Source organism: Marinicrinis lubricantis, assembly GCF_042658665.1.
GTDB lineage: Bacteria > Bacillota > Bacilli > Paenibacillales > KCTC-33676 > Marinicrinis > Marinicrinis lubricantis.
Genome location: NZ_JBHSQV010000181.1, coordinates 1 through 24,002, shown reverse-complemented (window position 1 = coordinate 24,002; position 24,002 = coordinate 1). Strand labels below are relative to the sequence as shown.

Below are 24,002 nucleotides of genomic sequence, written 5' to 3'. Positions count from 1 at the left end.
TGATCACTCACCCTTTCAGCCAACGGGCGACATCCTTAGCATGATACGTTAGGATCATGTCGGCACCCGCTCTCTTAAACGAAACCATCGTTTCCATCACCACAGCCTGCTCGTCAATCCACCCTTTTTCGGCGGCCGCTTTGACCATCGCATATTCCGCACTCACATTATAGGTAGCCATTGGCAGATTGTATTTCTGCTTAAGCTGGGAAAGTACATCAATGTATGCAAGTCCCGGTTTTACCATCAGGATGTCTGCACCTTCGGCGATATCGGATTCCGCTTCACGCAGTGCTTCACGCACATTCGCCGGATCCATCTGATATGTTTTTCGGTCCCCGAACTGCGGCGTGGAATGAGCCGCATCACGGAACGGTCCATAAAAAGCGGAAGCATATTTAACGGCATAAGACATGATCGGCGTATGCTCAAAGCCAGCCTCATCCAGCCCTTTGCGAATCGCCTGGACGAATCCGTCCATCATATTGGAAGGTGCAATGATATCCGCCCCTGCCTTCGCCTGAGCTACTGCCGTTTTCACCAAATATTCCAATGACGCGTCATTCATGATGACCGCTTCGCCGTGGCCGCACTCCTGAACCACACCGCAATGTCCATGATCTGTAAATTGGCAAAGGCAGGTGTCGGCGATCACCAGAAGCTCTGGTGCCCACTCTTTAATTTTGCGGGTTGCCTGCTGTACAATGCCGTTTTCTTCGAAAGCAGACGTCCCTACACCGTCTTTATGCTCAGGCACGCCAAACAGAAGAACGGAAGGAAGACCCAAAGCTTGAACTTCCTTGATCTCCTCTTCCAACCGGTCCAACGAGAAGTGATATACCCCAGGCATCGATGGAATCTCTTCCTTGACATTGGTACCGAACGTTACAAAAATCGGATAAATCAGATCGTCGGTAGAAACCGTATGCTCTCTCACCATTCTTCTAATCGCTGCAGAGCTGCGAAGCCGGCGATGTCTTTGGATAGGAAAATTCATGATGTATTACTCCTTTCGATAATGGCTGATGATGGCCTGTACCATGGACTCAATCGTTGCTTCCGGGGCCAGTATATTGACTTTCAATCCGCACTCTTCTGCCGTTTTAGCCGTAATCGGACCGATACAAGCAATATCCGCCCCCTTCGTAAGAAGAATCGGATCCTTCTGATGTAGCCTAAGCAGTTCTACAAAATGCTTGACCGTCGATGAGCTGGCAAAGCTGATCGTATCGATCTCCCGGTGCTCCAGCAGCTGAATCATTTCTTCCGCATCGTCTGAACGAAGTACATTACGGTATAAATCAAGTTCCGTTACTTCAAATCCCTTCGCTTTCAGTTGCTCCGGAAGCCACTTCCGAGCGATCTCCGAACGCGGAAGCAGCACTTTCTGGCCGCGGACCGCCTCCTTCATGACCTGCTCAAAGACACCTTCCTGCTGATAACGCTCCGGTATTTGCTGAACGATCAAGCCTTTACGAAACAGATGCTCAGCCGTTTTGGGACCTACTGCTGCAATTTTCGCTTTTCCAAGCTTTCGTATATCGATGTGGTTGTCCTGCAGTGAATTGAAAAAATAATCCACACCATTCACGGAAGTGAAGATGATCCAATCATACTGTTCCAGCTGATTCAGCGTTTCTTGGATTCGCTGTTGATCATCCGGATGCCGCAGAGGCTCCATCCGGATCAGCGGCACCTCCACGGGCTCTCCGCCTAAGTCGTAAATTTGCTGAGATAGCTCGCTTGCCTGCTCTCTGGAGCGAGTCACCAAGATCCTTCTTCCGAACAGAGGCTTTTTCTCAATCCACTTTAGACGCTCTCTTAGCCGTACAACCTCTCCGACAATGATCACCGCCGGCGGTTTGAACTCTGCCTTCGCTACCTTCTCCGCAATATCTTCGAGCGTACCGCTTAACGTTTCTTGTTCCGGACGTGTTCCCCAGCGGATTAAAGCGACCGGAGTGGAAGGGCTGCGCCCATGCTTTATCAGCTGCTCACTAATATATCCGATCTTAGCCACGCCCATAAGGAAAATAAGCGTATCTGAAGCCGTGGACACCTTTTCCCAGTTGATTGTAGAATCCAGCTTTTCCGGTTTTTCATGACCGGTAACGACCGTGAAAGAGGTGTTGAATTCTCGGTGTGTGACCGGTATTCCCGCATACGCCGGCACCGCAATGGCGGACGTAATGCCTGGCACAATCTCATACTCTACTTCATGCTGGACAAGCAAATCGGCTTCCTCTCCCACACGACCGAATACACTAGGATCGCCGCCCTTAAGTCTCGTTACTGTTTTGCCCTGAAGCGCCAAATCAACGAGCAGCTGGTTAATTTCCTCCTGCTTCATCGTGTGCCGATCCGGCAGCTTTCCAACATATATTTTCTCCGTACCCGGCCTTGCGTAGGAAAGCAGCCTTGGGCTAGCAAGCCTGTCGTATACGATGGCGTCTGATTTGAGCAGCGCCTCTAGTCCTTTGACCGTAATGAGCTTCGGGTCTCCGGGTCCCGCTCCGACTAAATATACTTTTCCCCTTTTCAAATTCTCATCCCCTATACTGTTCCAGAATCCGGTCCGCTCCTTGCTTGATCAATCTTTCAGCCACCGCCTTGCCCATTTCATCCGGAACATTGCCCTCGATCGCTTCCTTCCATACCTGATGCTTTTCCGGATCACCGATCAAGCCCGTGACTTTCAGCTTGGGTTCTAGACCCTCGTTCCAATCAATCACTTCTGCGTATGCGCCGATGGGCACTTGGCAGCCGCCATTCAATGCGGATAAAAATGAGCGCTCTGCAGCAACCGCAAGAACGGTTTGATGGTCATTGTATAGAGCAAGCAATTCTCTTACCTGCATATCGTCCGCCCTGCATTCGATTCCTAGTGCGCCTTGTCCAACAGCCGGAAGACTAATATCTACAGGCAAATAATGATGGATTCGATCTTCCCAGCCCATCCTTTTGAGCCCTGCCGCAGCCAGTACGATCGCATCGAAATCCTCATTCTCTAATTTTTTGATCCGCGAATCGATATTGCCACGAATCCATTCCACATTTAAATCTGCGCGGTAAGCTTTCAGCTGCGCCATTCTGCGCAAACTGCTCGTTCCGACCTTCGCCCCTTCCGGAAGATCATCCAATCCTTTGCCGCTTTTCGTAATTAAGCAATCTCTTGGGTCTTCTCGCTTCGGTACCGCTCCAATCATAAGGCCTTCTGGAAGCACCGCGGGTACATCCTTCATGCTATGTACAGCGATATCGATTTCTCCGTTCATCATTGCCTGCTCTATTTCTTTGACAAACAATCCTTTGCCTCCAACCTTCGAAAGGGTCACATTCAAGATTTGATCGCCCTTGGTTACGATTTTTTTCGTCTCAAATTGATAGGACAGGCCGTGCTGCTTACACAGCTCTTTCAATTCGTCGATGACATGCTGAGTTTGTGTGAGTGCAAGCGCACTCTGACGTGTTCCTACGATGATTGTACGCATTTCCAGCCTCCAAGTATATTAATCCTGCAGAAAGGAGAAGCAAAGCTTTCTCGCCTCTTCCCTTCGATCAGCTCGAATCCAGTCCAACAGACGATGATCTTCGGCCGCCTTTTTTAACAATTTTTGCCTACGTTTTGCATCCGTAACCTGTAAAAGCACCGTTTCTCGAAATTCATGAAGCAAATGAGTATATGCCTCATATTCTATTCCGTACCGCTCTTGAATTTCCGCTGCCACTCTTTTCGTCAACGCCGGGCTGGCCCCGGCAGTGCTCACTGCCATGTGCAGCTTCCCCCGCAATACCTGCGCAGGAACGATAAAATCTCCTTGCTCGAACTGATCGGCAGCATTCACCCACAGCCCCTTCTGCTTTGCATCCGCACATATTTGGGAATTCACGGCCTTATCATTCGTGCAAGCAAATACGATCATTCCCGCCTGAAGATCGTCCGCTGAATAGCGCTTGCGCCGAATCGTAATCTGCCTCGATTCCAGCCAATGTTCAAACCGTTCGGTTGTGGTCGGCGATACGACAGTAATCTTCGCCCCGCAGTTCAACAATTGCTGTGTCTTTCTTTCCGAAACTGCCCCTGCGCCCACGATCAAGCAGTGCTTGTCCGTCATATCCAACATCACCGCATAATATGGCATACCACCTTCCACTTGCCCTCACACCCGTTCGTTATTAATGAAACCTCGAAATAACATTGGTCACAAACATGTTGATCATCAACACAGCATAGGCTGCCATATTGTACCACGCCCTTCGATTGGCATAGCTGTCCTTACGGTAGTGAAGCAGCGCGTATAGGCAATAAACCGTCAAAAGCACAACAGTCGACAGTACCTTCACATCGGTAAGCACTTCGAATTGCTGGGCCAAGACGATGCCCGCCAAACCGAATATAAGCGAACACAGCAGCAGCAGCACACCGATCATGACGGAGCGAAACGCATACAGATCAATGCGGTCCAAGCTGGGCAGTCTTTGCATAGAAAGCGACCATTTTCTCTCCTTCAGTTTTCGGTGTAAAAACAAATAGGTTCCGGAAAAAACGGCTGAAATTGAAAATACCGCATAGCCGGAAATGGCAAATAACACATGAATCGTTATAAAATGCCGTTCCTTGTGCCAATCTTGAAGAACATTTTGACTGGACGGATCAAAAAACAGCGATGCCATCAAAAGCAGAAAACCGGATAAGCTGATAAAAAAAGGGTAACCGTAGCTTCGGACAATCCACTGTAATATGAACGCTGCAGTGCACAAAATCCACGAAAAGAAAAACAGTGTTTCAAACATACTGTGAACCGCTAAGTAGCCGCTAACCACGGTTCTTGAAACAATAAAAACCGTCTGCAGCAGCCAGACAAAAGCAAGCAACCCTGTACCGAATTGTTTCGCTCTGCGGTTCTTTTGATACAAGTCCGCAGAAATGAACAACAGGCTCAGGGCATAAATATAAACGATAAAGTTATAGTAGGTCTGATGGAAGATCATCGTTATTCCCCTGCCAGGCGGTCATGTGCGGGCCAGCAAAGGCGCTGCTGACCGCTGCATGCTGTATCCCAGCTCTTCCTTTGAAGAAGCACCTTTCGCCTCCAAAGCGTTGGGCCCTTGAAGCGAAGGTTCGAGCGCGAAAAATTTCGTAAACATCGCGATCGCTTCATCCGCATCTTTTTGAACCGCCATCTCTTTCAAATTCAGGATTGGATCGTGCATCATTTGATTGACGATGCTTTTGGTTAATTTGCGAATAACCTTGATCTCCCGATCCGTTAATTCCGGCAGCTTGTTCAGCATACTGTCCATGGTTTCCCGATGAATCGCAGCCGCCTTTTCCTGCAGCGCACGAATAACCGGACTGACACCGAGTGTCTTATACCACCCGTTAAACGCTTCAATCTCCGAATCAATCATCTGCTCAATTTTGGCCGCTTCCTGCTTGCGAAGCTCCAAATTGCTCTCCACGATGCCTTCCAGATCATCAATATCATAAAGAAATACTTGCTCTAAATTCTGAACATTCGGATCAATATCACGAGGAACCGCAATGTCTATAAAGAACATCGGCTTCGACCCGCGCCGCTTCATTGCGCCGCGTACATGCTCCTCTCGGATCACCACTTCCTTCGAACCGGTAGAGCTGATCACGATATCTGTATCCGCCAAATAACCTTCCATTTCATCCAACGATACTGCAACACCGTTCCACTGCCGGGCAAGATCCTGGGCTCTTTGCAATGTGCGGTTGACGACCACGATTTTCTTCGTCCCGTGATCCAATAAATATTTCACCGTCAGCTCGCTCATCTTACCAGCGCCGACAATCATAACCTGCTTATTCGTAAAATCACCGAATATCCTTCTTGCCAGTTCAACCGCTGCATAACTGACACTTACCGCATTTTCTCCGATAGAAGTTTCAGAATGTGCTTTTTTCGCTAGCGTGATGGCCTGCTTAAACAGCATGTTAAAGAAGGTGCCTGTCGTCTCCGCGGCTTGGGCAGTGAAGAAAGCTTGGCGTATTTGCCCGAGAATTTGTGTTTCACCGATGACCATGGAGTCCAAACCGCACGTCACCCTAAACAAATGCTCGATCGCTTGCTCGTCTTCATAAATGTATAAATACTTCGTGAATTCCTGACTAGGAACTCCGAACCATTCTTCCATAAATGCACGGATATGATATCCGCATACATGCAATCTGTCTACAACCGCATAAATCTCCGTACGATTGCAGGTGGACACCATGACACATTCCATGATGCTCTTTGCTTGTCTTAAGCCGGCGAGGGCTTCTGTCAATTGCTGCTCGGACAATGCGAACTTCTCCCTCACTTCAACAGGGGCTGTTCTATAATTCAATCCTACAGCTAAAATGTGCATGTGATCACCCGCCTTCATCATTCATAGATCGACTTGTTCTATTTCTTAATTATAATTGTTCTAATGTATTATATCATATTCCGACAAGCTCATTGTTGTCAAATTTTGAATAAAACGTGACGCAATGTTAGTATGTCTTTTCCAGCTGTTTCCCATACCCAGCCGTGCTTCCCGGGCTATTCCATCTCCTGAAACATATTCGACAATTCCTGATCAAGCTCTTGCAATCTTTCATTTTGAGAACGATATACTTCCTTACTGGAGGACATCAGCTGGCGATACGTTTCGAACATTCCCTCATATATCTTGCTTGTCTCTATGAACGGCTGCAGTTCACGATCCTCCAGCTTCCGCTCCCCGCCAATCTGGATTCGAAGAATATACTGCTGCATACGTTCTGGAAAGTCCAGCTTTCCCAAATTCCCGCTGCCTACCGCTAATCGAAACCGTTCATGCACATAACCTGCTGAATAAAGCGATTGCTTTAAAGCCTCCAGATCAGAGGTCGTACGAGCGTTCTCGCTGTCAACAAGTGCACCTCGAAGCATTTCCATTTGAAATAAGGAAACCTGATAAAGCATGAGGACGGCATCCTCACGATGCTCCTCTTGATCCATTACCGTTAAAATCTGATATGCAGGATAACCAATTACAAGAGCAGTTACGACCAAAATGAACGTTCTTTTCAACCGTATTGACATAAAATCCTCCCGTCCGATTAAACACTTGTCTATACAACATATGTATGGATCGGCGGAAAAATAAATAACCATGGATGACATGCATCCATGGTTTCGTTATTCGTACGATTCGACTTACTTCACATATTCGACTTGCTTGCAAACCGGAGTTTCTACTGCTAATTCTCCAAGGCCGCGAACGAGTTTTTTAGCATAAATCTTTTCCGGCTTTAACACGGAAACCATAACGTCAATTGCGATTTGAGGATCCACAGTTTCTCCACAGGTGTAACAATCAATGGCTGCAAATCCTTTCTCAGGATACGTATGGATCGAGAGATGGCTCTCAGAAAGCATTACAAGTACTGTTGCGCCTTGTGGCTCAAATTGCTTCGACTGAACAGAGAGTACCGTTGCACCGGAAGCCTCCGCAGCTTCAACCATTTGTGCCTCTAGCCATTCCGCATTGTTTAACAACTCAAATTGAACTCCCCAAGTATCAACAGCAACATGTCTTCCGAAAGTAGAATATTCCACCTTTCGGTTTCCCCCTTCCTAGGAATAAAATGATTGGATTTCATCCGCTAGGACCTACGTCATTCACTTCTCGAGGGAATAATCTCTCGCAACATTCAATGTCCTGAGTGAATCCTGGTTCCTAAATAACAATGTCAACGAATAATAAAGTAACATCTATTGGGGTGAATTGCAATACTTTTTCAAAAATAAAACAATGGATAAAGTTACCTCGGCCTCTAGCCCCGCGTATTAATAAGTAAACAAAGAAAAAAACACGTCTAGGCAGGCCGCCTGCAACGTGTTTTATCTGAATGCAGATATATAATTTTACAATGCCTCAAGAGCAAATAACTGTTTTGAAATCGATAGTAGCTGGTTATCAATCCGCAGTGTACTTCCTTCAGCCTCGTTGCGGTGATCCAGTAAAACATTGACCCGTGCTCTCAACAGCTCGATCTCAGCTTCTACCGCCAACCGCTGATATTGCTGCTGCATTTTGCCTAATGTATTCTTGAATTCATAAACGACCCGCTCAAGTCCTTGTTTTTTCTCCGCAATCTTCGTAACGGCACCATTCGTATATTCATATTCCATGATATAGCCCGGGTACTCTCTGTGAACCAAAGCGTCTCCTTTAAACATAGAAATCGCTTTGCGCATCACGTTCGCCAGTTTTACGTTGTTGAAGCGACAGGAGCCTGTAGAGATAAACATACCTTCTCTGCGTTCAAATGCCAACTTGATTTGTTCACAAGAATCGATATCTTGGATTGCTACCTCCTGGTTTCCGTTTTCATACACTTTGATTTGCAAACTCGCCTGCTGATCGGCAAATAGGTTTACAAATTTCAGCAATTCGGCTTCTTTTAATTTCAAGCAGGTTTTGACATAATGCGTCGCTAACCGCTTAGCCATAAAAATCCCTCGATTCTGTTTTTTGCGAAAAGGTACTTTTGATTAGTTATCTTTTCAATAAACATTATACACCATTTCTTTGAATGTTTCCTGCTCTCCCGGCCACGGAATTTACAGGAAATTGCATAAAAATTCGTTTTTATTTGCAATCAGCTCTAAAGAAAGCATGAAATTCTCGCAATACCTCTGTTCTTTACATATCATTCTCAGCGTTTTAATTTAGGACAACGGATGGAACAAGGTGCAAAAAAGACCGCTGAAGTCATTCAGCAGTCTCTATGCTTGTTTGTTGATCATGACAGAAGGATAAAATGGTCTCCCATAGAGCGTCCCTGCCCATGCCTGTTTCCGAAGAAAACAAAACGATTGGATCCTCCGGCCTTTTATTCAACGTTTGCTGTACCACCTTCAGGTGCTTATCCCATTTGGAACGCGGAATTTTATCCGCTTTAGTCGCGACAACGCAGCATGGAATGTTGTAATAGATCAGCCAATCGTACATCAGCTGGTCATCCTTTGTAGGCGGATGCCTCACATCGATCACCAGCAATATTAGCTTTAGGGGCTCACGGCTCGTTAAATACGTTTCAATCATGGCACCCCATTTTTGTCTTTCGGTTTTGGATACCTTCGCGTATCCATAGCCGGGGAAATCAACGAAATATAACTGCTCATTGATCATGTAATAGTTCAACTGCTGCGTTTTCCCTGGCTGTGAGCTCGTACGAGCTAAGTTTTTCCGATTAATCATCCGATTTATTAGTGAAGACTTTCCTACATTGGAGCGCCCTGCCAGAGCAATCTCCGGCAAGGCGTCCTCTGGATACTGATCCGGTCTAACGGCGGAAATAATAAATTCCGCTTGATGAATTTTCATGGTACACCACTCTTTTCCGCTGACACTTCAATCATTCTTTCTTCTTAAACAAGCAGACGCGCGCTCCTAGCTTACGACAAGGGGTTTTACAAGCGCATGCTCAAGAACCTCATCCATATGGGATACAGGCACGAAGGTCATATGCTCACTTACACTCTCAGGCAGCTCATGCAGGTCCTTTTCATTCTCCTTCGGAAGCAGCACCTTCTTGATTCCAGCACGGTGCGCAGCCAAACTTTTTTCCTTTAGGCCCCCGATAGGCAGCACTCTTCCGCGAAGCGTAATTTCACCGGTCATGGCCACATCTTTGGAAACCGGAATATTCGTCAGCGCTGAAATAATGGCGGTTGCCATCGTGATCCCCGCAGACGGTCCGTCCTTCGGAATGGCCCCCTCAGGAATGTGAATATGGATGTCGTTTTTTTCGAACATCTCCACACTCAGGTTATACTGATTTGCTTTCGAACGAGCGTAGCTGAGTGCCGCTTGAGCGGATTCCTTCATCACGTCACCAAGCTTACCCGTCAGCGTTAGCTTTCCTTTGCCCGGCAGCAGGGCAACTTCAATATTTAATGTATCACCGCCTACCTCTGTCCATGCGAGGCCGGTCACTGAACCGACCTGATCCTCCCGTTCAGCTGAGCCATAGCGAAATTTCTCTGGACCGAGGAAATCAGTCAGATTTTCAGCTGTAATATGAATGGTCTGCTTGTCTGGGTCGGATACGATCATCTTCGCTGCCTTTCGTGCCAAGGAAGCCATCTGCTGCTCCAAATTCCGAACCCCAGCCTCACGTGTATACTGACGAATCACTTTCACTAAAGTTTCTTCTTCCACAATGAGCTGTTCCTCGGAAAGCCCATGCTCTTCACGCTGCTTCGGCAAAAGATACTTCTTCGATATTTGCAGCTTCTCCAGCTCCGTATAGCCGGATATATACAATACCTCCATCCGATCGAGCAGCGGCCGAGGTATGTTGTGCACCACATTGGCCGTCGTAATAAACATGACCTTGGATAAGTCAAAAGGAAGTTCGATGAAATGATCACTGAACGTAGAGTTTTGCTCTGGATCAAGCACCTCGAGCAGCGCCGAAGCCGGATCTCCTCTAAAATCCATCGACATTTTGTCAATTTCGTCAAGCAGGAACACCGGATTGGTCGTACCCGCACTCTTCATCCCTTGAATGATGCGGCCAGGCATCGCTCCTACATACGTTCTGCGGTGTCCTCGAATCTCGGCCTCGTCTCTTACACCGCCAAGAGAAATCCGGACAAATTCACGACCTAGCGATTTCGCAATGGAACGGCCAAGCGATGTTTTCCCTACACCGGGAGGTCCAACAAAACAAAGAATCGGTCCTTTTAATTTTTTGACCAGCTTCTGCACAGCCAAATATTCGAGTACCCTTTCTTTCGGCTTTTCCAGGCCATAATGATCCTCGTCTAATATTTGCTCCGCTTTACGAATATCCAGATCATCATCTGTCTGTTTATTCCATGGAATCGCGAGCAGCCAATCGATATAGTTTCGGATGACGCCCCCTTCCGCAGAAGCGGCAGGCATCTTCTCCAACCGATCAATTTCCTTCTCTATCTTTTCCTTCACTTTATCCGGAACGTCGGTAGATTTCAGCTGCTCACGCAGTTCTTCGGCTTCCGCGGCACGGCCTTCTTTATCGCCGAGCTCCTTTTGGATCGCCTTCATTTGCTCGCGAAGATAATATTCCTTCTGAGTCTTCTCCATCTGCTTCTTGACTCGTTGACTGATCTTCTTCTCAAGCTCCAATACTTCCAGTTCGTTCTGCAGCAGCTCCAGCAGTTTTTCTAATCGTTCTTTGACGTCCATTGTTTCTAAAATATCCTGCTTGTCTTTAATTTTGAGCGATAAGTGACTGCTGATCACATCGGCAAGACGACCGGGCTCTTCAATATCTGATACCGCCGCAAACGTCTCAGGACTGATTTTTTTAGAAAGCTGAATAAATTGTTCAAAATTGCTGAGCACCATGCGCATTAAAGCACTCAGCTCCGGATTGCCTTCACCCGTTTCTTCCAGCTCTTTGAGCATGACTTCATAATATTCTTCGTTATCTGTATACTCGCTAATTTCTGCACGTTGAACTCCTTCAACCAATACTCGAATTGTACCGTTCGGCAGCTTCAGCATTTGACGTACTTTCGCTATCGTCCCGATCCGGTAAATATCATCGGTGGAAGGATCCTCTATTTCGACTTCGGCTTGGCTGCAGAGCAAGATCATATTGTCTTCTACCATCGCCCGTTCCAAAGCTTTAACTGACTTTTCCCTGCCTACATCCAGATGCAGCACCATGCTGGGATATACCAACAATCCACGCAAAGGAAGTAAAGGGAGTTTTCTGAACTGGTCTTTCTGCACCCCCAAAAAAATACACCTCCATACACTTCCACTCGTTCAATCCATTTCATCCGGAATGCCGGCTGATGACAATAGAAATCGCGGGTTTGGATTGATTTCTTCGTCAAATGGATTAGTGTAATTCATTTTATCAAATGATGGGTAAAAAAACCAATCGACGGATAGATCATGCATCTGCAAAGGGTTAAGTGCTGCTGTCCGCGTGAAGAAGCGGAAATCCGGCGACTCTTGTTTCCACTTGATCGATTTGCTCTGTCTCAGATGCTTCCATCTGCGAAGAGATGGCCTCATCGATGACTTCATCTAGCGTTTCTACCGGTATAACCTTGATGCCTTCCATTCCTTCAAATATGGCCTGCCAGTTATCCTTCGGAATAAGTACCCTCTCCGCCCCAGCCTGCAGTGCTGCTTCTACCTTGGCAACAATGCCGCCTACAGGCTTCACCTTGCCGTGTATGCTTACTTCACCCGACATCGCCAGCTTGTTATCCACCGGCACCTGCTTCATAGCAGAGATGATTGACGTTGCAATCGCAATGCCTGCCGATGGGCCGTCTACGGGGATCCCCCCAGGAAAGTTGATGTGAATATCATAGTTTTGCGGCTCATATCCCATCCGCTTGAGCAGGGTGATCACATTTTCCACCGAGCTTTTAGCCATGCTCTTACGTCTTAATGTCTTGCTGCCGCCGCCCATTTCTTCTTCGTCTACAACTCCGGTGAGGTTAAAGGTGCCCGTTCCAGATACAGGAATGGCAATCGCCTCGATCTCCAGCAGCGATCCCATATTGGGCCCATATACCGCAAGACCGTTAACTAAGCCGATTTTGGGCTCAAGCGGTATTTTCAAGTCCGGCCTTGGTGAAATTTGACTGCTGTTCACTACCCATTCTACATCCTCTGCAGTGACATTCGTCTTACCTTCGGTGATTGCAATACCAGATGCCAACTGCACAATATTCACGGCTTCCCGTCCATTTGTTGCATATTTCTTGACTACTTCAATCGCTTGATGATCCGGTTCCATTCCTAGCTTCTTCAACGCCTGTTCCGCAATCGATGCGATTTCATGCGGCAGTAACGGACGGAAGTATACCTCCATACAGCGTGAACGAATGGCAGGCGGAATTTCATGGGGCTGCCTTGTCGTTGCACCGACTAAGCGAAAATCAGCAGGCAAACCGTTTTGGAATATTTCGTGGATATATTTTGGAATGTTCGGGTCTTCCGAATTGTAATAGGAGCTTTCCAAGAATACTTTTCGATCTTCCAGCACCTTTAGCAGTTTATTCATTTGAATCGGATGCAGCTCTCCAATTTCATCAATAAAAAGGATGCCTCCATGCGCTTTTGTCACCGCACCAGGCTTTGGTTGTGGAATCCCCGCTACTCCCATCGCTCCAGCGCCCTGATAAATCGGATCATGCACGGAGCCAATAAGCGGATCGGCAATGCCTCTCTCGTCAAATCGAGCGGTCGTTGCATCAATTTCGGTGAATTTCGCGTCTGTTCTAAACGGAGACAACGGATTTTTCTTCGCTTCTTCCAAAATAACACGAGCGGCAGCTGTTTTCCCCACGCCTGGAGGTCCATAAATCAATACATGCTGAGGATTGCCCCCGCATAATGCCGCCTTCAAGGCTTTTAACCCTTCCTTTTGACCAACGATATCCTCCATTTTGGACGGTCTTGTTTTCTCAGATAAGGGAACCGTGAGCTGGATGGAGCGCATCTTTCTTAGTTTCTCCATCTCTTTACGCGATTCTTTATCTACCGCGGAACGATTCGTCTGCTGATTGCGCAACAAGTTCCAAAAGTAGAGACCGATAATGACAGCAAAAAACACCTGCACCAGCATCAAAATTACAGTTAGACTCATAGTATGTACCTCCCGGACACATCATTACACAAACCATCTAATAATCGTTAGTATTGCCTGATGTTACCGGGTCTAACCCCCACGATTTTGATCCTTGGTTACTAAATATACCCATAACCTAGAAGGCAAAATAAAACTGCGGCATCGCTGCCGCAGTCATCGTTTTATCCATGTTTACGCCCCGGAATCTGTCCGGTTCGTTCATATTCGGTTACAATATGATCAATTTCTTTTTTCAATTCACTGACCAGTTCAGCTTCAGGCACTTTACGGATCATTTCCCCGTAACGGAACAACAATCCTTCACCTCTAGCTCCGGCAATGCCAATGTCCGCTTCTCTTGCCTCTCCCGGACCGTTAACGGCACATCCTAGGACAGAGACTTTAATCGGCACCTTCACGTTCTGGAGGTATTCCTCTACCTCATTCGCCACTGAGAACAAATCAATGTCCAATCGGCCGCAGGTCGGACAGGAGATGAGAGTCGCAGCATTGGAGATCAAGTGAAACGTTTTAAGCAGTTCTCTAGCAACCTTCACTTCTTCCACAGGATCTGCGCTTAACGATACCCGGACCGTAGAGCCGATACCCATCGATAAAAGAGCTCCTAATCCTGCTGCGCTCTTCACCGTTCCGGAGAACAGCGTCCCCGCTTCCGTAATTCCCAAATGCAGCGGATATTTAATGAGCTCCGCCGCCTTCGAATAGGCTTGAATCGCCATTGGAACATCGGAAGCCTTCAATGAAACGATGATATCATGAAAGTCCAGCTCCTCCAAAATACCGATGTGGAACAGTGCGCTTTCCACCATCGCCTCTGGTGTGGGGTAGCCGTATTTATCAAGCAGGTGCTTTTCCAAGGAGCCGGCATTGACACCGATACGAATCGGAATGCCTTTTTCCTTGCACGCCTTCACGACCGCTTCCACTTTTTCTTTACGACCGATATTGCCAGGATTGATTCTGACCTTGTCAATGCCGTTTTCAATAGCTTTCAAGGCCAGCTTATAATCAAAGTGGATATCAGCGACAAGCGGAATGGAGATTTGTTTTTTAATTTCTTTAATCGCTTCAGCCGCTTCCTCATTATTGACGGTTACTCGGACAATTTGGCATCCTGCTTGTTCCAACCTATGAATTTCTGCCACCGTAGCCTGCACATCCGCGGTTTTCGTCGTGCACATGCTTTGTATGATGACTTCATCACTTCCGCCAATCGTTAAGTTCCCTACTTTGACCGGTACGGTATCTTTGCGATGGTACATCATCCGTCTCTCCTATTTCCCATAAAATCAGGCGCTTTCTTCTTTTTTGCTGTTTTTCTTCTCCAGCATTTCCGGAGGCAGCTTTTCTCTCACCGTTTGTTCTGTGATGACACATTTCTCTACATCCGTACGGGAAGGAATATCGAACATGACATCGAGCATAATGCTTTCGATGATGGCTCTCAGCCCCCGTGCACCTGTGTTTCGCTTAATCGCTTCGCTGGCAATCGCACGTAGTGCGCCTTCTTCAAATTCAAGCTGCACGTTATCCATTTCCAGCAGCTTCTGATATTGTTTAACCAAAGCATTCTTCGGTTCACTTAAAATCTTCACAAGCGCTTCCTCGTCCAGCGGCTCCAATGTGGAGATGACCGGCAGACGTCCAACGAATTCAGGAATCAATCCGAATTTCAGCAGGTCTTCCGGAAGCACCATGGAGATATACTCGCCTGGTTTCAGATCCGTTTTTTGTGCATCGGCATTGAAGCCAATGACTTTTTTACCGATTCTGCGCTTAATGATTTGCTCCAAGCCGTCAAACGCACCGCCGCAAATAAACAGGATGTTCGTCGTATCGATCTGAATGAATTCCTGATGCGGGTGCTTGCGTCCGCCCTGCGGAGGAACCGAAGCTACCGTGCCTTCTAATATTTTCAACAGCGCCTGCTGAACGCCCTCACCCGAAACGTCCCGCGTAATCGATGGATTCTCGGACTTGCGCGCAACTTTATCGATTTCATCGATGTAAATAATGCCGCGTTCCGCCTTCTCCACATCATAATCGGCTGCCTGAATGAGTTTCAGCAAAATGTTCTCTACATCCTCACCGACATAGCCTGCTTCCGTTAAAGAAGTCGCATCAGCGATAGCGAAAGGCACATTCAAAATTCTTGCGAGCGTCTGTGCCAGAAGCGTTTTACCGCTGCCTGTCGGCCCAAGGAGGACGATGTTGCTCTTTTGAAGTTCAACATCCTCCATCTTATTCTTGGAATTAATCCGTTTGTAGTGGTTATATACCGCCACGGACAAAGATTTCTTCGCATGTTCCTGACCAATGACATATTGGTCCAATATCTCACGGATCGCTTGAGGCTTCGGAATTTCCTTCAAGTCAAACTCTTCCTCGTGCCCCAATTCCTCCTCGACGATTTCTGTACATAGCTCGATACATTCATCACAAATATATACGCCAGGTCCTGCAACTAATTTGCGCACCTGATCTTGAGATTTCCCACAAAAGGAACACTTCAGCTGACCTTTTTCATCATTAAATTTAAACACGCAATCACCTCTTCTACTTCAGATCAGACGGATTCAACACTTGATCAATCAAACCATACTCTCGGGCTTCTTCAGCTGACATAAAGAAGTCGCGGTCTGTATCTCTTTCGATCTTTTCGAGAGGCTGACCGGTTCTTTCCACATATATTTGATTCAGTTTCTGCTTTGTTTTGATGATCCAATCGGCATGAATTTTAATATCAGCCGCTTGGCCTCTAACGCCTCCAAGAGGCTGATGAATCATCACTTCGCTGTTCGGCAGAGCGAATCTTTTGCCCTTCGCTCCCGCTGTAAGCAGCAAGGATCCCATGCTCGCCGCAAGTCCAACGCAGATCGTAGATACGTCCGGCTTAATGAACTGCATGGTATCAAATATCGCCATACCCGCCGTAACGGAGCCTCCAGGTGAATTAATATACAAGTGAATATCTTTCTCTGGATCTTCTGCTGCTAAAAAAAGCAGTTGAGCCGTTATTACATTTGCGACCTCATCATCAATGGCGCTGCCCAAAAAGATGATTCGGTCTTTCAATAATCTGGAATATATATCGTACGAGCGTTCGCCCCGATTCGTTTGTTCTACTACGATAGGCACCAAATTCATTGACCCAACACTCCTTTTCATCCGTTCCTCTTCAGCCGTTACAGAACACGGCCATACGGAACATCTTTTTAGTATTTTACCACGCACAGACAAGGCAAAGCAAAGATGCGAAGCACGGTTGCCAAGAGGATTGCGAGTGTAAAAATAAGGCACGCAACTTTAGACGTTCGTGCCTTATTTTTATGTGAACCGATTTGGTTTTATAACTATGCTACCGCTGGGACGCTTTTGCTTTCAGCAACAAGCAATTCAACGGTTTTGCGAATGAGCAGATCCTGCTTCAAGCTGTCCAGGTTGCCATTCGCTTGAAGAATGCTGCGGAGCTCATCTACTGGACGTTGATACGCTTCGGCGAGTTTCTCTAATTCAGCGTTCAAATCTTCTTCCGTCGCTTCGATGTTTTCCGCTTTCGCAATCGCTTCAAGAACCAGGTTGTTCAGAACGCGTTTTTGCGCGTCTGGCATCATTTGTTCTCTCAGCTGCTGCTCGTTTTGTCCGGAGAACTGATAGTACAGCTCAACTGTCAAGCCCTGCATTCTCAAACGGTTTTCGAATTCGCTGAGCATCGCGTTCAGCTCATTCTCGATCATCACGTCTGGAATTTCAACCGTCGCGTTCGCAGCTGCTTTTTCAACAACTGTATTTTCACGATATTGCTCTTCCTCACGCTTCTTGCTTTCAGCAAGCTTAGATTCGATATCCTTCTTGTACTCTTCGAGCGTATCGAATTCACTTACGTCCTTGGCGAATTCATCATCTAATACCGGCAGATTTTTGCGCTTAATTTCGTTCAACTTCACTTTGAATACGGCTGCTTTACCTTTGAGGTTCTCAGCATGGTATTCTTCTGGGAAAGTCACGTTGATTTCTTTTTCTTCGTCCTTCGCCATGCCAACGATTTGCTCCTCGAAGCCCGGAATGAAAGAACCTGAACCAAGCTCAAGGGAATAATTTTCCGCTTTTCCGCCCTCGAATGCTTCTCCGTCTACGAATCCTTCGAAGTCGATGACGGTGGTATCTCCGTTTTGCGCAGCACCTTCTTCAACGACGACCAATTCTGCATGACGTTCTTGCATTTTTTTCAGTTCTTCTTCCACTTCTTCCGCTTTGACAGAGAAATCTTTCTCTTCAATTTCAAGTCCTTTGTACTCACCTAAAGTGACTTCAGGCTTCACTTGTACTTTTGCCGTGAAAATGAAAGATTGACCTTTCGCGAATTGCTCTACGTCCACTTCAGGACGATCGATCGGCTCGATACCTGCTTGCTCAACAGCTTCTACGTATGCGTCTGGAAGCAAAATATCAATTGCGTCTTGATACAAGCTTTCTACGCCAAACTTCGCTTCGAACATCTGGCGAGGTACTTTACCTTTTCGGAATCCTGGAACGTTCACTTTCGTAACTACTTTTTTAAATGCCTTGTCCAATGCTTGGGCAACTTTTTCCGCTTCCACTTCAACTTTCAGTACACCCGTGTTCTTCTCTAATTTTTCCCAATTTGCGTTCATTTTATGCTTCCCCTCCAAAGTCATCAGCACTTGCTAAGTTTTATAGTAACCCTTAATTGTTGTTATTCACATCCGAGTAAGGATCTAAACCCCATGGTAAGCAACCACTATATTATAAGAAAAACCTTCATTGCCGTCAATTCTTGGTTGACCAGCCATACTTTTATCTGTAGTTTTTCTTGCCGATGTTCGCCGCATTTTCTCGGATGCAGTTTCTCTGTCCATACTTACGAGCGATAGCTGAAGGCTTGACCGAGTACTTCCTTCAAGATGGAATAACTCTGAAACCACTCATCGCCTTCGCCTTCATACACTTGATACATGGCTGCGATCTCCTCCGCGCTTCCCTGGGTCTCCATCGATTGATCTGCGACATAATGAAGCGCACAAGCCCAAATTTTTTGTCCTCTCTCATCCTGTTCCATCAATTCGTTATAGATGGCCGTTCCATAAATACAGGAAAGAAATTCCTTCCATGTTTGCTCTGCGAAATAAGCAAGCGAAGGATGATACACCTCACATACCTCTTGGACCTTGTGAAAAATGCTCTGAATGGCCTCGGGATAATCCTCCCACTTCAGCGGTGTTTGTGAGATCGTCAGCTCCACAGTTTCTCCAAGCCGTTTCATCGTTACTTTCCCTCTGGCTCCACGCTGCTTTAAGGTCTGCAGTACTTTGAACTGCAGCATAGGATGAAGCCTCGTCTGCTCTACCCAATCCTTGAGCCGGCTGTTCAAATCTTTCTGCTTTATGTGGGCGAGCTGCTCCAGTGCGATCCATTTTTTTTCGAAGGACGATTTTCCCGTCAATGTCTGAAGCAGTCCTGTCACCCACTGCTGATCTGTATGTACCTTGCTGTCGATATGCTTTTTAAGCAGATCTTCCTCGGTCTCGTCTACCTCTTCCTGCTCCGCAATAACGGCATCCGGGAACTGTTGGTCCAACCACCCTAGCAGCATAGACCATTCGCCTGCGGTCGTTTCGTCTTTCCCCTCACATTCCATTAAAAAACGAAGCAGTTCCTTAGCTTCGGCATATTTCTCGGTCTCCAGCATCCGGGTAAGCTCGAACTGATAATACTCCACGGTTTTAGGCAGGAGGATTACGTTTTGCAGCGTTTCCTTTTGAATCTCATCCACCACCTATCGATAGTCTGTGCATGAACCCTTGCATAACCTTGCAGTACCTATTTATCGCCAAAGGATAAGGATAGGTAATTATATCATTCGCCAACCCTTATTTCTTTGTGATTATAATGAAGATTACACCGATATGATTTTAAACTAGACAAAACCTATGCCACCTATTATAATATTGAATTGCTGACAGTCAAGAAACGTGACGTATCTTATATTTTCAGAAATTAACAGTTGATCTTTAATATCGAATGTGTTAAGATACTTCTTGCGTCTGATTGAGACAACTTGTCCCAGTAGCTCAGCTGGATAGAGCAACGGCCTTCTAAGCCGTGTGTCGGGGGTTCGAATCCCTCCTGGGACGCCATTCTACATAATTTATGTCGGACACAATACTTACATACGACTTGGACAGCAGGAAATGAAATCGCCGAGCTGTTAAAAACCTCTAAGGAATTGAATCTTCCCTTGGAGGTTTTTTTGTTTGTTTCCAAAACAGCAGCTTTGATACATGATTTTCAGTATTTGTCAGAAAGTGTGTGATAAATTACACTACATGTTATTATTTATTAATGAAAGCATAATAATAAGCTCCGCTGAATATTTCAAACTCTTATACCATCCTTAGGATTCTAGGAGGAACTCAAATGGAATGGGACTACAGTCTCTTCAAACTGATCAATGATCGTGCAAACGATGTGAGTTGGCTGGGCAGGTTATTCGTGGATGCCGCTAACTATGGAGATATCTACTTCGTATTGAGTCTGGCCGTTATTTGGATTTTCAATCACAAAATTTCTGTGTACGGAGTTGCAGCTGGAGTGGGTGCAGTCCTGATAAGCCGTTTCGTGTCCATTTTCTATTACCGCAACCGTCCATTTATCGATCATGAAGTCAATCAGCTGCTGCCGCATATTGAAAGCAATTCTTTTCCAAGTGATCATGCCGCAGCCGCTTTTGCCATCGCCACAATGCTGTACCTCTTCTCTAAACGGACCGGATTGTTTTTCTTATTATGTGCGAGTATTGTCTCTTTTGCTCGCATTTGGGTCGGAAAGCATTACCCTCTGGACGTGATTTGTGGAACGGTGATCGGCATCACCCTTTCCGTTTTATTATTCCACTTTCTTGAAAAAACGAGATGGTACGAACTCGCAACAGGCAAGTGGAAATCGTTCCGCAGAAACGCAGAAACCGAAGTGAATGGGATGAGATAAACCGGAACAAAACAGAGCATAATTACTTTATTACTTCATGAGAATCCTAATGATAAAGCGACCAGCGAAAGGAGTTTTTATCTTGAAGGTCTTCATCGTCGGGGCAAACGGCCAAATTGGCAAGCTGCTGGTGAACCTATTAAAAGAAGATGCTGAGCATCAAGTTAGAGTAATGGTGCGGACAGAGGAACAGTTGATCAATTTTGAACAGATGGGTGTAGAAGCCGCACTAGGCAACCTCGAAGGCACCGTGGAGCAGCTTGAAGATGCCGTGAAAGGCTGCGATGCTGTCGTTTTTACAGCAGGGTCCGGCGGGCTGACAGGTTACGATAAAACACTGCTGATCGATCTGGATGGAGCTGTGAAAATGATGGAAGCGGCTGAAAGAGCAAATGTAACACGATTTATTATGGTCAGTGCGATTCAGGCCCACAACCGCCATCATTGGAATGAGCATATTAAACCCTATGAAACAACTATAAATTGAGTTTTTGGCGAATAACTATCCCTCAAGGCCTAAATCCCAAGAACACCTTCTATAGCTTATGAAAATGAAAAACATCTGCAAGCGCAAGTTTCCTTATCGTAAGATACGGAAATTGCCCTTTCAGGTGTTTTTTTAAAATGCATATTGTCAAATCATTTACATTTGTATATATTGTATATAAAGTATATATACAATGTAGTTCTATAAGAGAGGTTATTGCATGCGAATCATCATCTCGAATCATTCGAAGGAACCGATTTATGAGCAGATATATGCTCAAATTAAAAAACAAATTTTGACCAATGAACTAAAAGTCGGCGATCCACTGCCTTCGATGCGTGCGTTGGCGAAGGATTTAGACCTAAGCGTCATTACCACCAAGCGCGCTTATGAAGAACTGGAAAAGAACGGATTTATTTATTCGATTGTTGGAAAAGGGTCCTTCGTATCGGAGCAAAATCATGAAATGATGAAAGAGAGAAAAATGAAGGTCATTGAGGAGCAGCTGCTGACTGCCATTCAAAATAGTAGAGAAATTGGATTAAGTCTTACAGAGTTAAAAGAACTGCTAACCATATTGTATAGAGGAGAAGAGTGATGGAAAATGTCATTGAATTTAATCATGTACATAAGTCGTTCCGCAATTTTCAATTAACAGATTTGAGCCTGACTGTCAAAAAAGGATTTATTTCTGGATTTATCGGTGGGAATGGCGCAGGAAAATCAACCATCATCAAATTGATGATGAATTTATTGCAGCCTGACAGCGGATCGATTTCGATGTTTGGATTGAATTATTCTGAACATGAAAAAGAAATCAAACAACGCATCGGTTTCGTCTATGATGAAAATGTCTTTTATGAGCAATTGACATTAGCGGAAATGAAACGAATGATTAAACCTGCCTATCGGAATTGGGATGATGATGTATTCCAACATTATGTTCAAACCTTTGAACTGCCGCTGCATCAGAAGTTTAAAACTTTATCGAAAGGAATGAGCATGAAAGCTTCATTAGCGATCGCTTTATCGCATCACGCTGAATTAATTATTATGGATGAGCCTACGTCTGGATTAGACCCGATGATCCGCAGGGAGTTGTTAGATATTTTACGTCAGCTTATCCAAAACGGAGAGGTCACGATCATCTTTTCAACACACATTACAACGGATTTGGATCATATTGCCGATTATATTACGTTTATCCATCAGGGTGAGCATATGTTTACGAAGACGCTTTATCAAATTGAAGAGGATTACGCCATTGTCAAGGGTGGATTGGAATTGCTGGACCGGGAAACCGAGCAAGAGTTTGTCGCTATTCGGAAATCGAAGCACGGGTTCGAGGCATTAACCGCGAATAAATCTCGCGTAGAGCAGATTTTTGGCGATATGGTGTTACTTGAGAGGGCATCGCTGGAGGACATCATGTTTTATACTAAGAAAGGAGGCGAGCAATATGCTTAATTTATTGCGAAAAGATGTATTTTTACAGAAAAAGACACTTCTCATTTTACCTGCGGCCTTGTTGGTTTATTTATTTTTAGATGTCTCCATGATTTGGGTAGGTCTTGTTTTTTGTCTCGTCATCATTATGAACGCATATATTCAGGATGAAAAATCTTCCACCCATATGCTGCTTAATTCATTGCCTTATTCTCGCCGTGAAATCGTAAGCTCCAAATACATTGCAGCGCTCTTATTTACGTTCATCGTTGTCGCTACCATTTTTCTTGGCAAGTTCGCGATTCACAGGGAAATCATGGATTGGAAACAATTGCTGTTGATCGTGAGCATCGTGATGATATCGATCTCTTTGATATTCCCATTTTCTTATCAGTTCCAAAGCCGATACTTATATACTGCTTCGATCGTTGCATTTGGCATCTATTTGTTCGTTATTAACTTTGTCATCCCCAATTTAAACGATCGCATCCGAGGGTTGACGAAAACGTTATTGGATTTACCACATTTCGATTTTTATTTGATCACTTGCGTATCCGCTATTGTGCTGTACAGCGGTTCGTGGATCTTGTCTATTCGTATTTATAAAAACAAGGTTTTTTAAAAGAAGATACAGGCCTTACGAGGGAGGGGTGTTAAATATGAAGGCTGCACGTAAAATCATTCGGTTCATCCGCTCACGAAGCTGGCTGCCAGCAACTCTAGCTTTTCTGGTCATACAATTGATCTTCATTGTCTTTGAGATGACTTCGTGGATGCCCAATTTCCGAGAGGGGAACGTATTTGAAAGAGTTGCCGAGACTTCATTTTTTACGGAATCTTTTACTCCATACAGCAAACCGGAGCTAAACTTATTAACTGCATTTTTTACCGTTACATTAATCCCATCCGCGATCATAAGCGCACTCTATGCCACCTTTTCCAAAAAGCGCAGCACGAGCTAGCCATTCCCAATTGGCTCATACCGCAGCATTCCTTACGATTGGCTGGATGGCTAATATGCGGTCCAGGTAAAACAGCCGCGGTCCGCGCCCAGCATAGCAATATGCTTTTACGACAACATCGTCTATTCTCAAGACTCGAATTCGGCGCTTCGTAAACTGTCCTTTACGATCCTGATAAATAATCTCTATGATCCGGCCAACGTATTTTTGCATGCTGTTCACCCTCCTGCATAAGAACATATATTCTTATTATATGCAGGAACGTATGTTCTGTATACATACAAAAAATTCCCCCGGATACGTGCCTAGGGGAATTTTTTCTTATATGAGCATTTTGCAGAAACCTGAGCCCTTGTTACAGAAGGATTTTCAGAGATAAAAAAGGGACTTCACCCCAATTTGGAGAAGTTTTCAAGTGACCAAACCCAAAAACTCCGAGAGGAAG

At 45.6% G+C, this 24,002-nt stretch carries 23 protein-coding genes, 1 tRNA gene and 1 pseudogene; 7 read left to right on the top strand and 18 right to left on the bottom strand.

Annotated elements, in window-relative coordinates; translation table 11 throughout:
* Positions 1 to 7: 7 nt before the first annotated feature.
* The 17 genes from hemB to ACFPXP_RS18650 form a co-directional block, all read right to left on the bottom strand.
* On the bottom strand, positions 8 to 997 hold the full coding sequence (hemB, locus tag ACFPXP_RS18730) for a porphobilinogen synthase (protein WP_379895916.1): 990 nt from the start codon (positions 995 to 997) through the stop codon (positions 8 to 10).
* 6 nt (positions 998 to 1,003) lie between these two features.
* Complete coding sequence (gene cobA, locus ACFPXP_RS18725; protein WP_379895915.1) at positions 1,004 to 2,542, bottom strand: uroporphyrinogen-III C-methyltransferase; 1,539 nt, start codon at positions 2,540 to 2,542, stop codon at positions 1,004 to 1,006.
* Between the two features lie 4 nt (positions 2,543 to 2,546).
* The gene (gene hemC / locus ACFPXP_RS18720) at positions 2,547 to 3,491 is read right to left on the bottom strand and encodes a hydroxymethylbilane synthase (RefSeq protein ID WP_379895914.1); all 945 of its coding nucleotides are present in this window, start codon (positions 3,489 to 3,491) and stop codon (positions 2,547 to 2,549) included.
* Between the two features lie 18 nt (positions 3,492 to 3,509).
* Positions 3,510 to 4,154: a precorrin-2 dehydrogenase/sirohydrochlorin ferrochelatase family protein gene (locus ACFPXP_RS18715; protein ID WP_379895913.1), complete on the bottom strand. Its 645-nt coding sequence runs from the start codon at positions 4,152 to 4,154 to the stop codon at positions 3,510 to 3,512.
* A gap of 22 nt (positions 4,155 to 4,176) precedes the next feature.
* Complete coding sequence (gene ccsA, locus ACFPXP_RS18710) at positions 4,177 to 4,992, bottom strand: cytochrome c biogenesis protein CcsA (protein WP_379895912.1); 816 nt, start codon at positions 4,990 to 4,992, stop codon at positions 4,177 to 4,179.
* Between the two features lie 21 nt (positions 4,993 to 5,013).
* Complete coding sequence (hemA, locus tag ACFPXP_RS18705; RefSeq protein WP_379895911.1) at positions 5,014 to 6,381, bottom strand: glutamyl-tRNA reductase; 1,368 nt, start codon at positions 6,379 to 6,381, stop codon at positions 5,014 to 5,016.
* Positions 6,382 to 6,557: 176 nt separating this feature from the next.
* Positions 6,558 to 7,082: a hypothetical protein gene (locus ACFPXP_RS18700; RefSeq protein ID WP_379895910.1), complete on the bottom strand. Its 525-nt coding sequence runs from the start codon at positions 7,080 to 7,082 to the stop codon at positions 6,558 to 6,560.
* A gap of 114 nt (positions 7,083 to 7,196) precedes the next feature.
* The gene (speD, locus tag ACFPXP_RS18695; protein ID WP_379895909.1) at positions 7,197 to 7,598 is read right to left on the bottom strand and encodes an adenosylmethionine decarboxylase; all 402 of its coding nucleotides are present in this window, start codon (positions 7,596 to 7,598) and stop codon (positions 7,197 to 7,199) included.
* Positions 7,599 to 7,907: 309 nt separating this feature from the next.
* Complete coding sequence (locus ACFPXP_RS18690; RefSeq protein ID WP_379895908.1) at positions 7,908 to 8,495, bottom strand: non-ribosomal peptide synthetase module; 588 nt, start codon at positions 8,493 to 8,495, stop codon at positions 7,908 to 7,910.
* Between the two features lie 262 nt (positions 8,496 to 8,757).
* Positions 8,758 to 9,372, bottom strand: a complete 615-nt coding sequence (gene yihA / locus ACFPXP_RS18685; protein ID WP_379895907.1) for a ribosome biogenesis GTP-binding protein YihA/YsxC — start codon at positions 9,370 to 9,372, stop codon at positions 8,758 to 8,760.
* A gap of 66 nt (positions 9,373 to 9,438) precedes the next feature.
* A complete protein-coding gene (gene lon, locus ACFPXP_RS18680; protein ID WP_379895906.1) occupies positions 9,439 to 11,778 on the bottom strand; it encodes an endopeptidase La in 2,340 nt (779 codons plus the stop codon).
* A 178-nt stretch (positions 11,779 to 11,956) separates the two neighbouring features.
* On the bottom strand, positions 11,957 to 13,651 hold the full coding sequence (lonB, locus tag ACFPXP_RS18675; protein ID WP_379895905.1) for an ATP-dependent protease LonB: 1,695 nt from the start codon (positions 13,649 to 13,651) through the stop codon (positions 11,957 to 11,959).
* A 164-nt stretch (positions 13,652 to 13,815) separates the two neighbouring features.
* Positions 13,816 to 14,916 carry a flavodoxin-dependent (E)-4-hydroxy-3-methylbut-2-enyl-diphosphate synthase gene (ispG, locus tag ACFPXP_RS18670; RefSeq protein ID WP_379895981.1) on the bottom strand — a complete coding sequence of 367 codons (1,101 nt, stop codon included), beginning with the start codon at positions 14,914 to 14,916 and terminating at the stop codon, positions 13,816 to 13,818.
* Positions 14,917 to 14,943: 27 nt separating this feature from the next.
* Positions 14,944 to 16,197, bottom strand: a complete 1,254-nt coding sequence (clpX, locus tag ACFPXP_RS18665; protein ID WP_379895904.1) for an ATP-dependent protease ATP-binding subunit ClpX — start codon at positions 16,195 to 16,197, stop codon at positions 14,944 to 14,946.
* A 13-nt stretch (positions 16,198 to 16,210) separates the two neighbouring features.
* Positions 16,211 to 16,801, bottom strand: a complete 591-nt coding sequence (gene clpP, locus ACFPXP_RS18660; RefSeq protein WP_379895903.1) for an ATP-dependent Clp endopeptidase proteolytic subunit ClpP — start codon at positions 16,799 to 16,801, stop codon at positions 16,211 to 16,213.
* Positions 16,802 to 17,007: 206 nt separating this feature from the next.
* Positions 17,008 to 18,309: a trigger factor gene (gene tig, locus ACFPXP_RS18655; RefSeq protein ID WP_379895902.1), complete on the bottom strand. Its 1,302-nt coding sequence runs from the start codon at positions 18,307 to 18,309 to the stop codon at positions 17,008 to 17,010.
* 227 nt (positions 18,310 to 18,536) lie between these two features.
* A complete protein-coding gene (locus ACFPXP_RS18650; RefSeq protein ID WP_379895901.1) occupies positions 18,537 to 19,448 on the bottom strand; it encodes a hypothetical protein in 912 nt (303 codons plus the stop codon).
* Between the two features lie 287 nt (positions 19,449 to 19,735).
* On the opposite strand from ACFPXP_RS18650, the gene ACFPXP_RS18645 reads away from it, so the two are divergent.
* The 7 genes and pseudogenes from ACFPXP_RS18645 to ACFPXP_RS18615 all read left to right on the top strand — a co-directional run bounded on the left by ACFPXP_RS18645 (position 19,736) and on the right by ACFPXP_RS18615 (position 23,557).
* Positions 19,736 to 19,812: transfer RNA gene (locus ACFPXP_RS18645), tRNA-Arg, on the top strand.
* A 280-nt stretch (positions 19,813 to 20,092) separates the two neighbouring features.
* Positions 20,093 to 20,662, top strand: coding sequence for a phosphatase PAP2 family protein (locus ACFPXP_RS18640; protein ID WP_379895900.1), 570 nt, complete (start codon positions 20,093 to 20,095; stop codon positions 20,660 to 20,662).
* 82 nt (positions 20,663 to 20,744) lie between these two features.
* Positions 20,745 to 21,131 (top strand): annotated as a pseudogene (locus tag ACFPXP_RS18635) (NAD(P)H-binding protein); the annotation flags it as partial.
* 238 nt (positions 21,132 to 21,369) lie between these two features.
* Positions 21,370 to 21,747 carry a GntR family transcriptional regulator gene (locus ACFPXP_RS18630; protein ID WP_379895899.1) on the top strand — a complete coding sequence of 126 codons (378 nt, stop codon included), beginning with the start codon at positions 21,370 to 21,372 and terminating at the stop codon, positions 21,745 to 21,747.
* Entirely contained in the window at positions 21,747 to 22,616 is an 870-nt protein-coding gene (locus tag ACFPXP_RS18625; RefSeq protein WP_379895898.1) for an ABC transporter ATP-binding protein, read from the top strand. The genes ACFPXP_RS18630 and ACFPXP_RS18625 overlap by 1 nt, the downstream gene beginning before the upstream one ends.
* Complete coding sequence (locus ACFPXP_RS18620; RefSeq protein ID WP_379895897.1) at positions 22,609 to 23,217, top strand: ABC-2 transporter permease; 609 nt, start codon at positions 22,609 to 22,611, stop codon at positions 23,215 to 23,217. The genes ACFPXP_RS18625 and ACFPXP_RS18620 overlap by 8 nt, the downstream gene beginning before the upstream one ends.
* A 37-nt stretch (positions 23,218 to 23,254) precedes the next feature.
* Entirely contained in the window at positions 23,255 to 23,557 is a 303-nt protein-coding gene (locus tag ACFPXP_RS18615) for a YfzA family protein (RefSeq protein ID WP_379895896.1), read from the top strand.
* Between the two features lie 15 nt (positions 23,558 to 23,572).
* Here ACFPXP_RS18615 and ACFPXP_RS18610 read toward each other — a convergent pair whose 3' ends face one another.
* Positions 23,573 to 23,770 carry a hypothetical protein gene (locus tag ACFPXP_RS18610; protein WP_379895895.1) on the bottom strand — a complete coding sequence of 66 codons (198 nt, stop codon included), beginning with the start codon at positions 23,768 to 23,770 and terminating at the stop codon, positions 23,573 to 23,575.
* Positions 23,771 to 24,002: the final 232 nt, after the last annotated feature.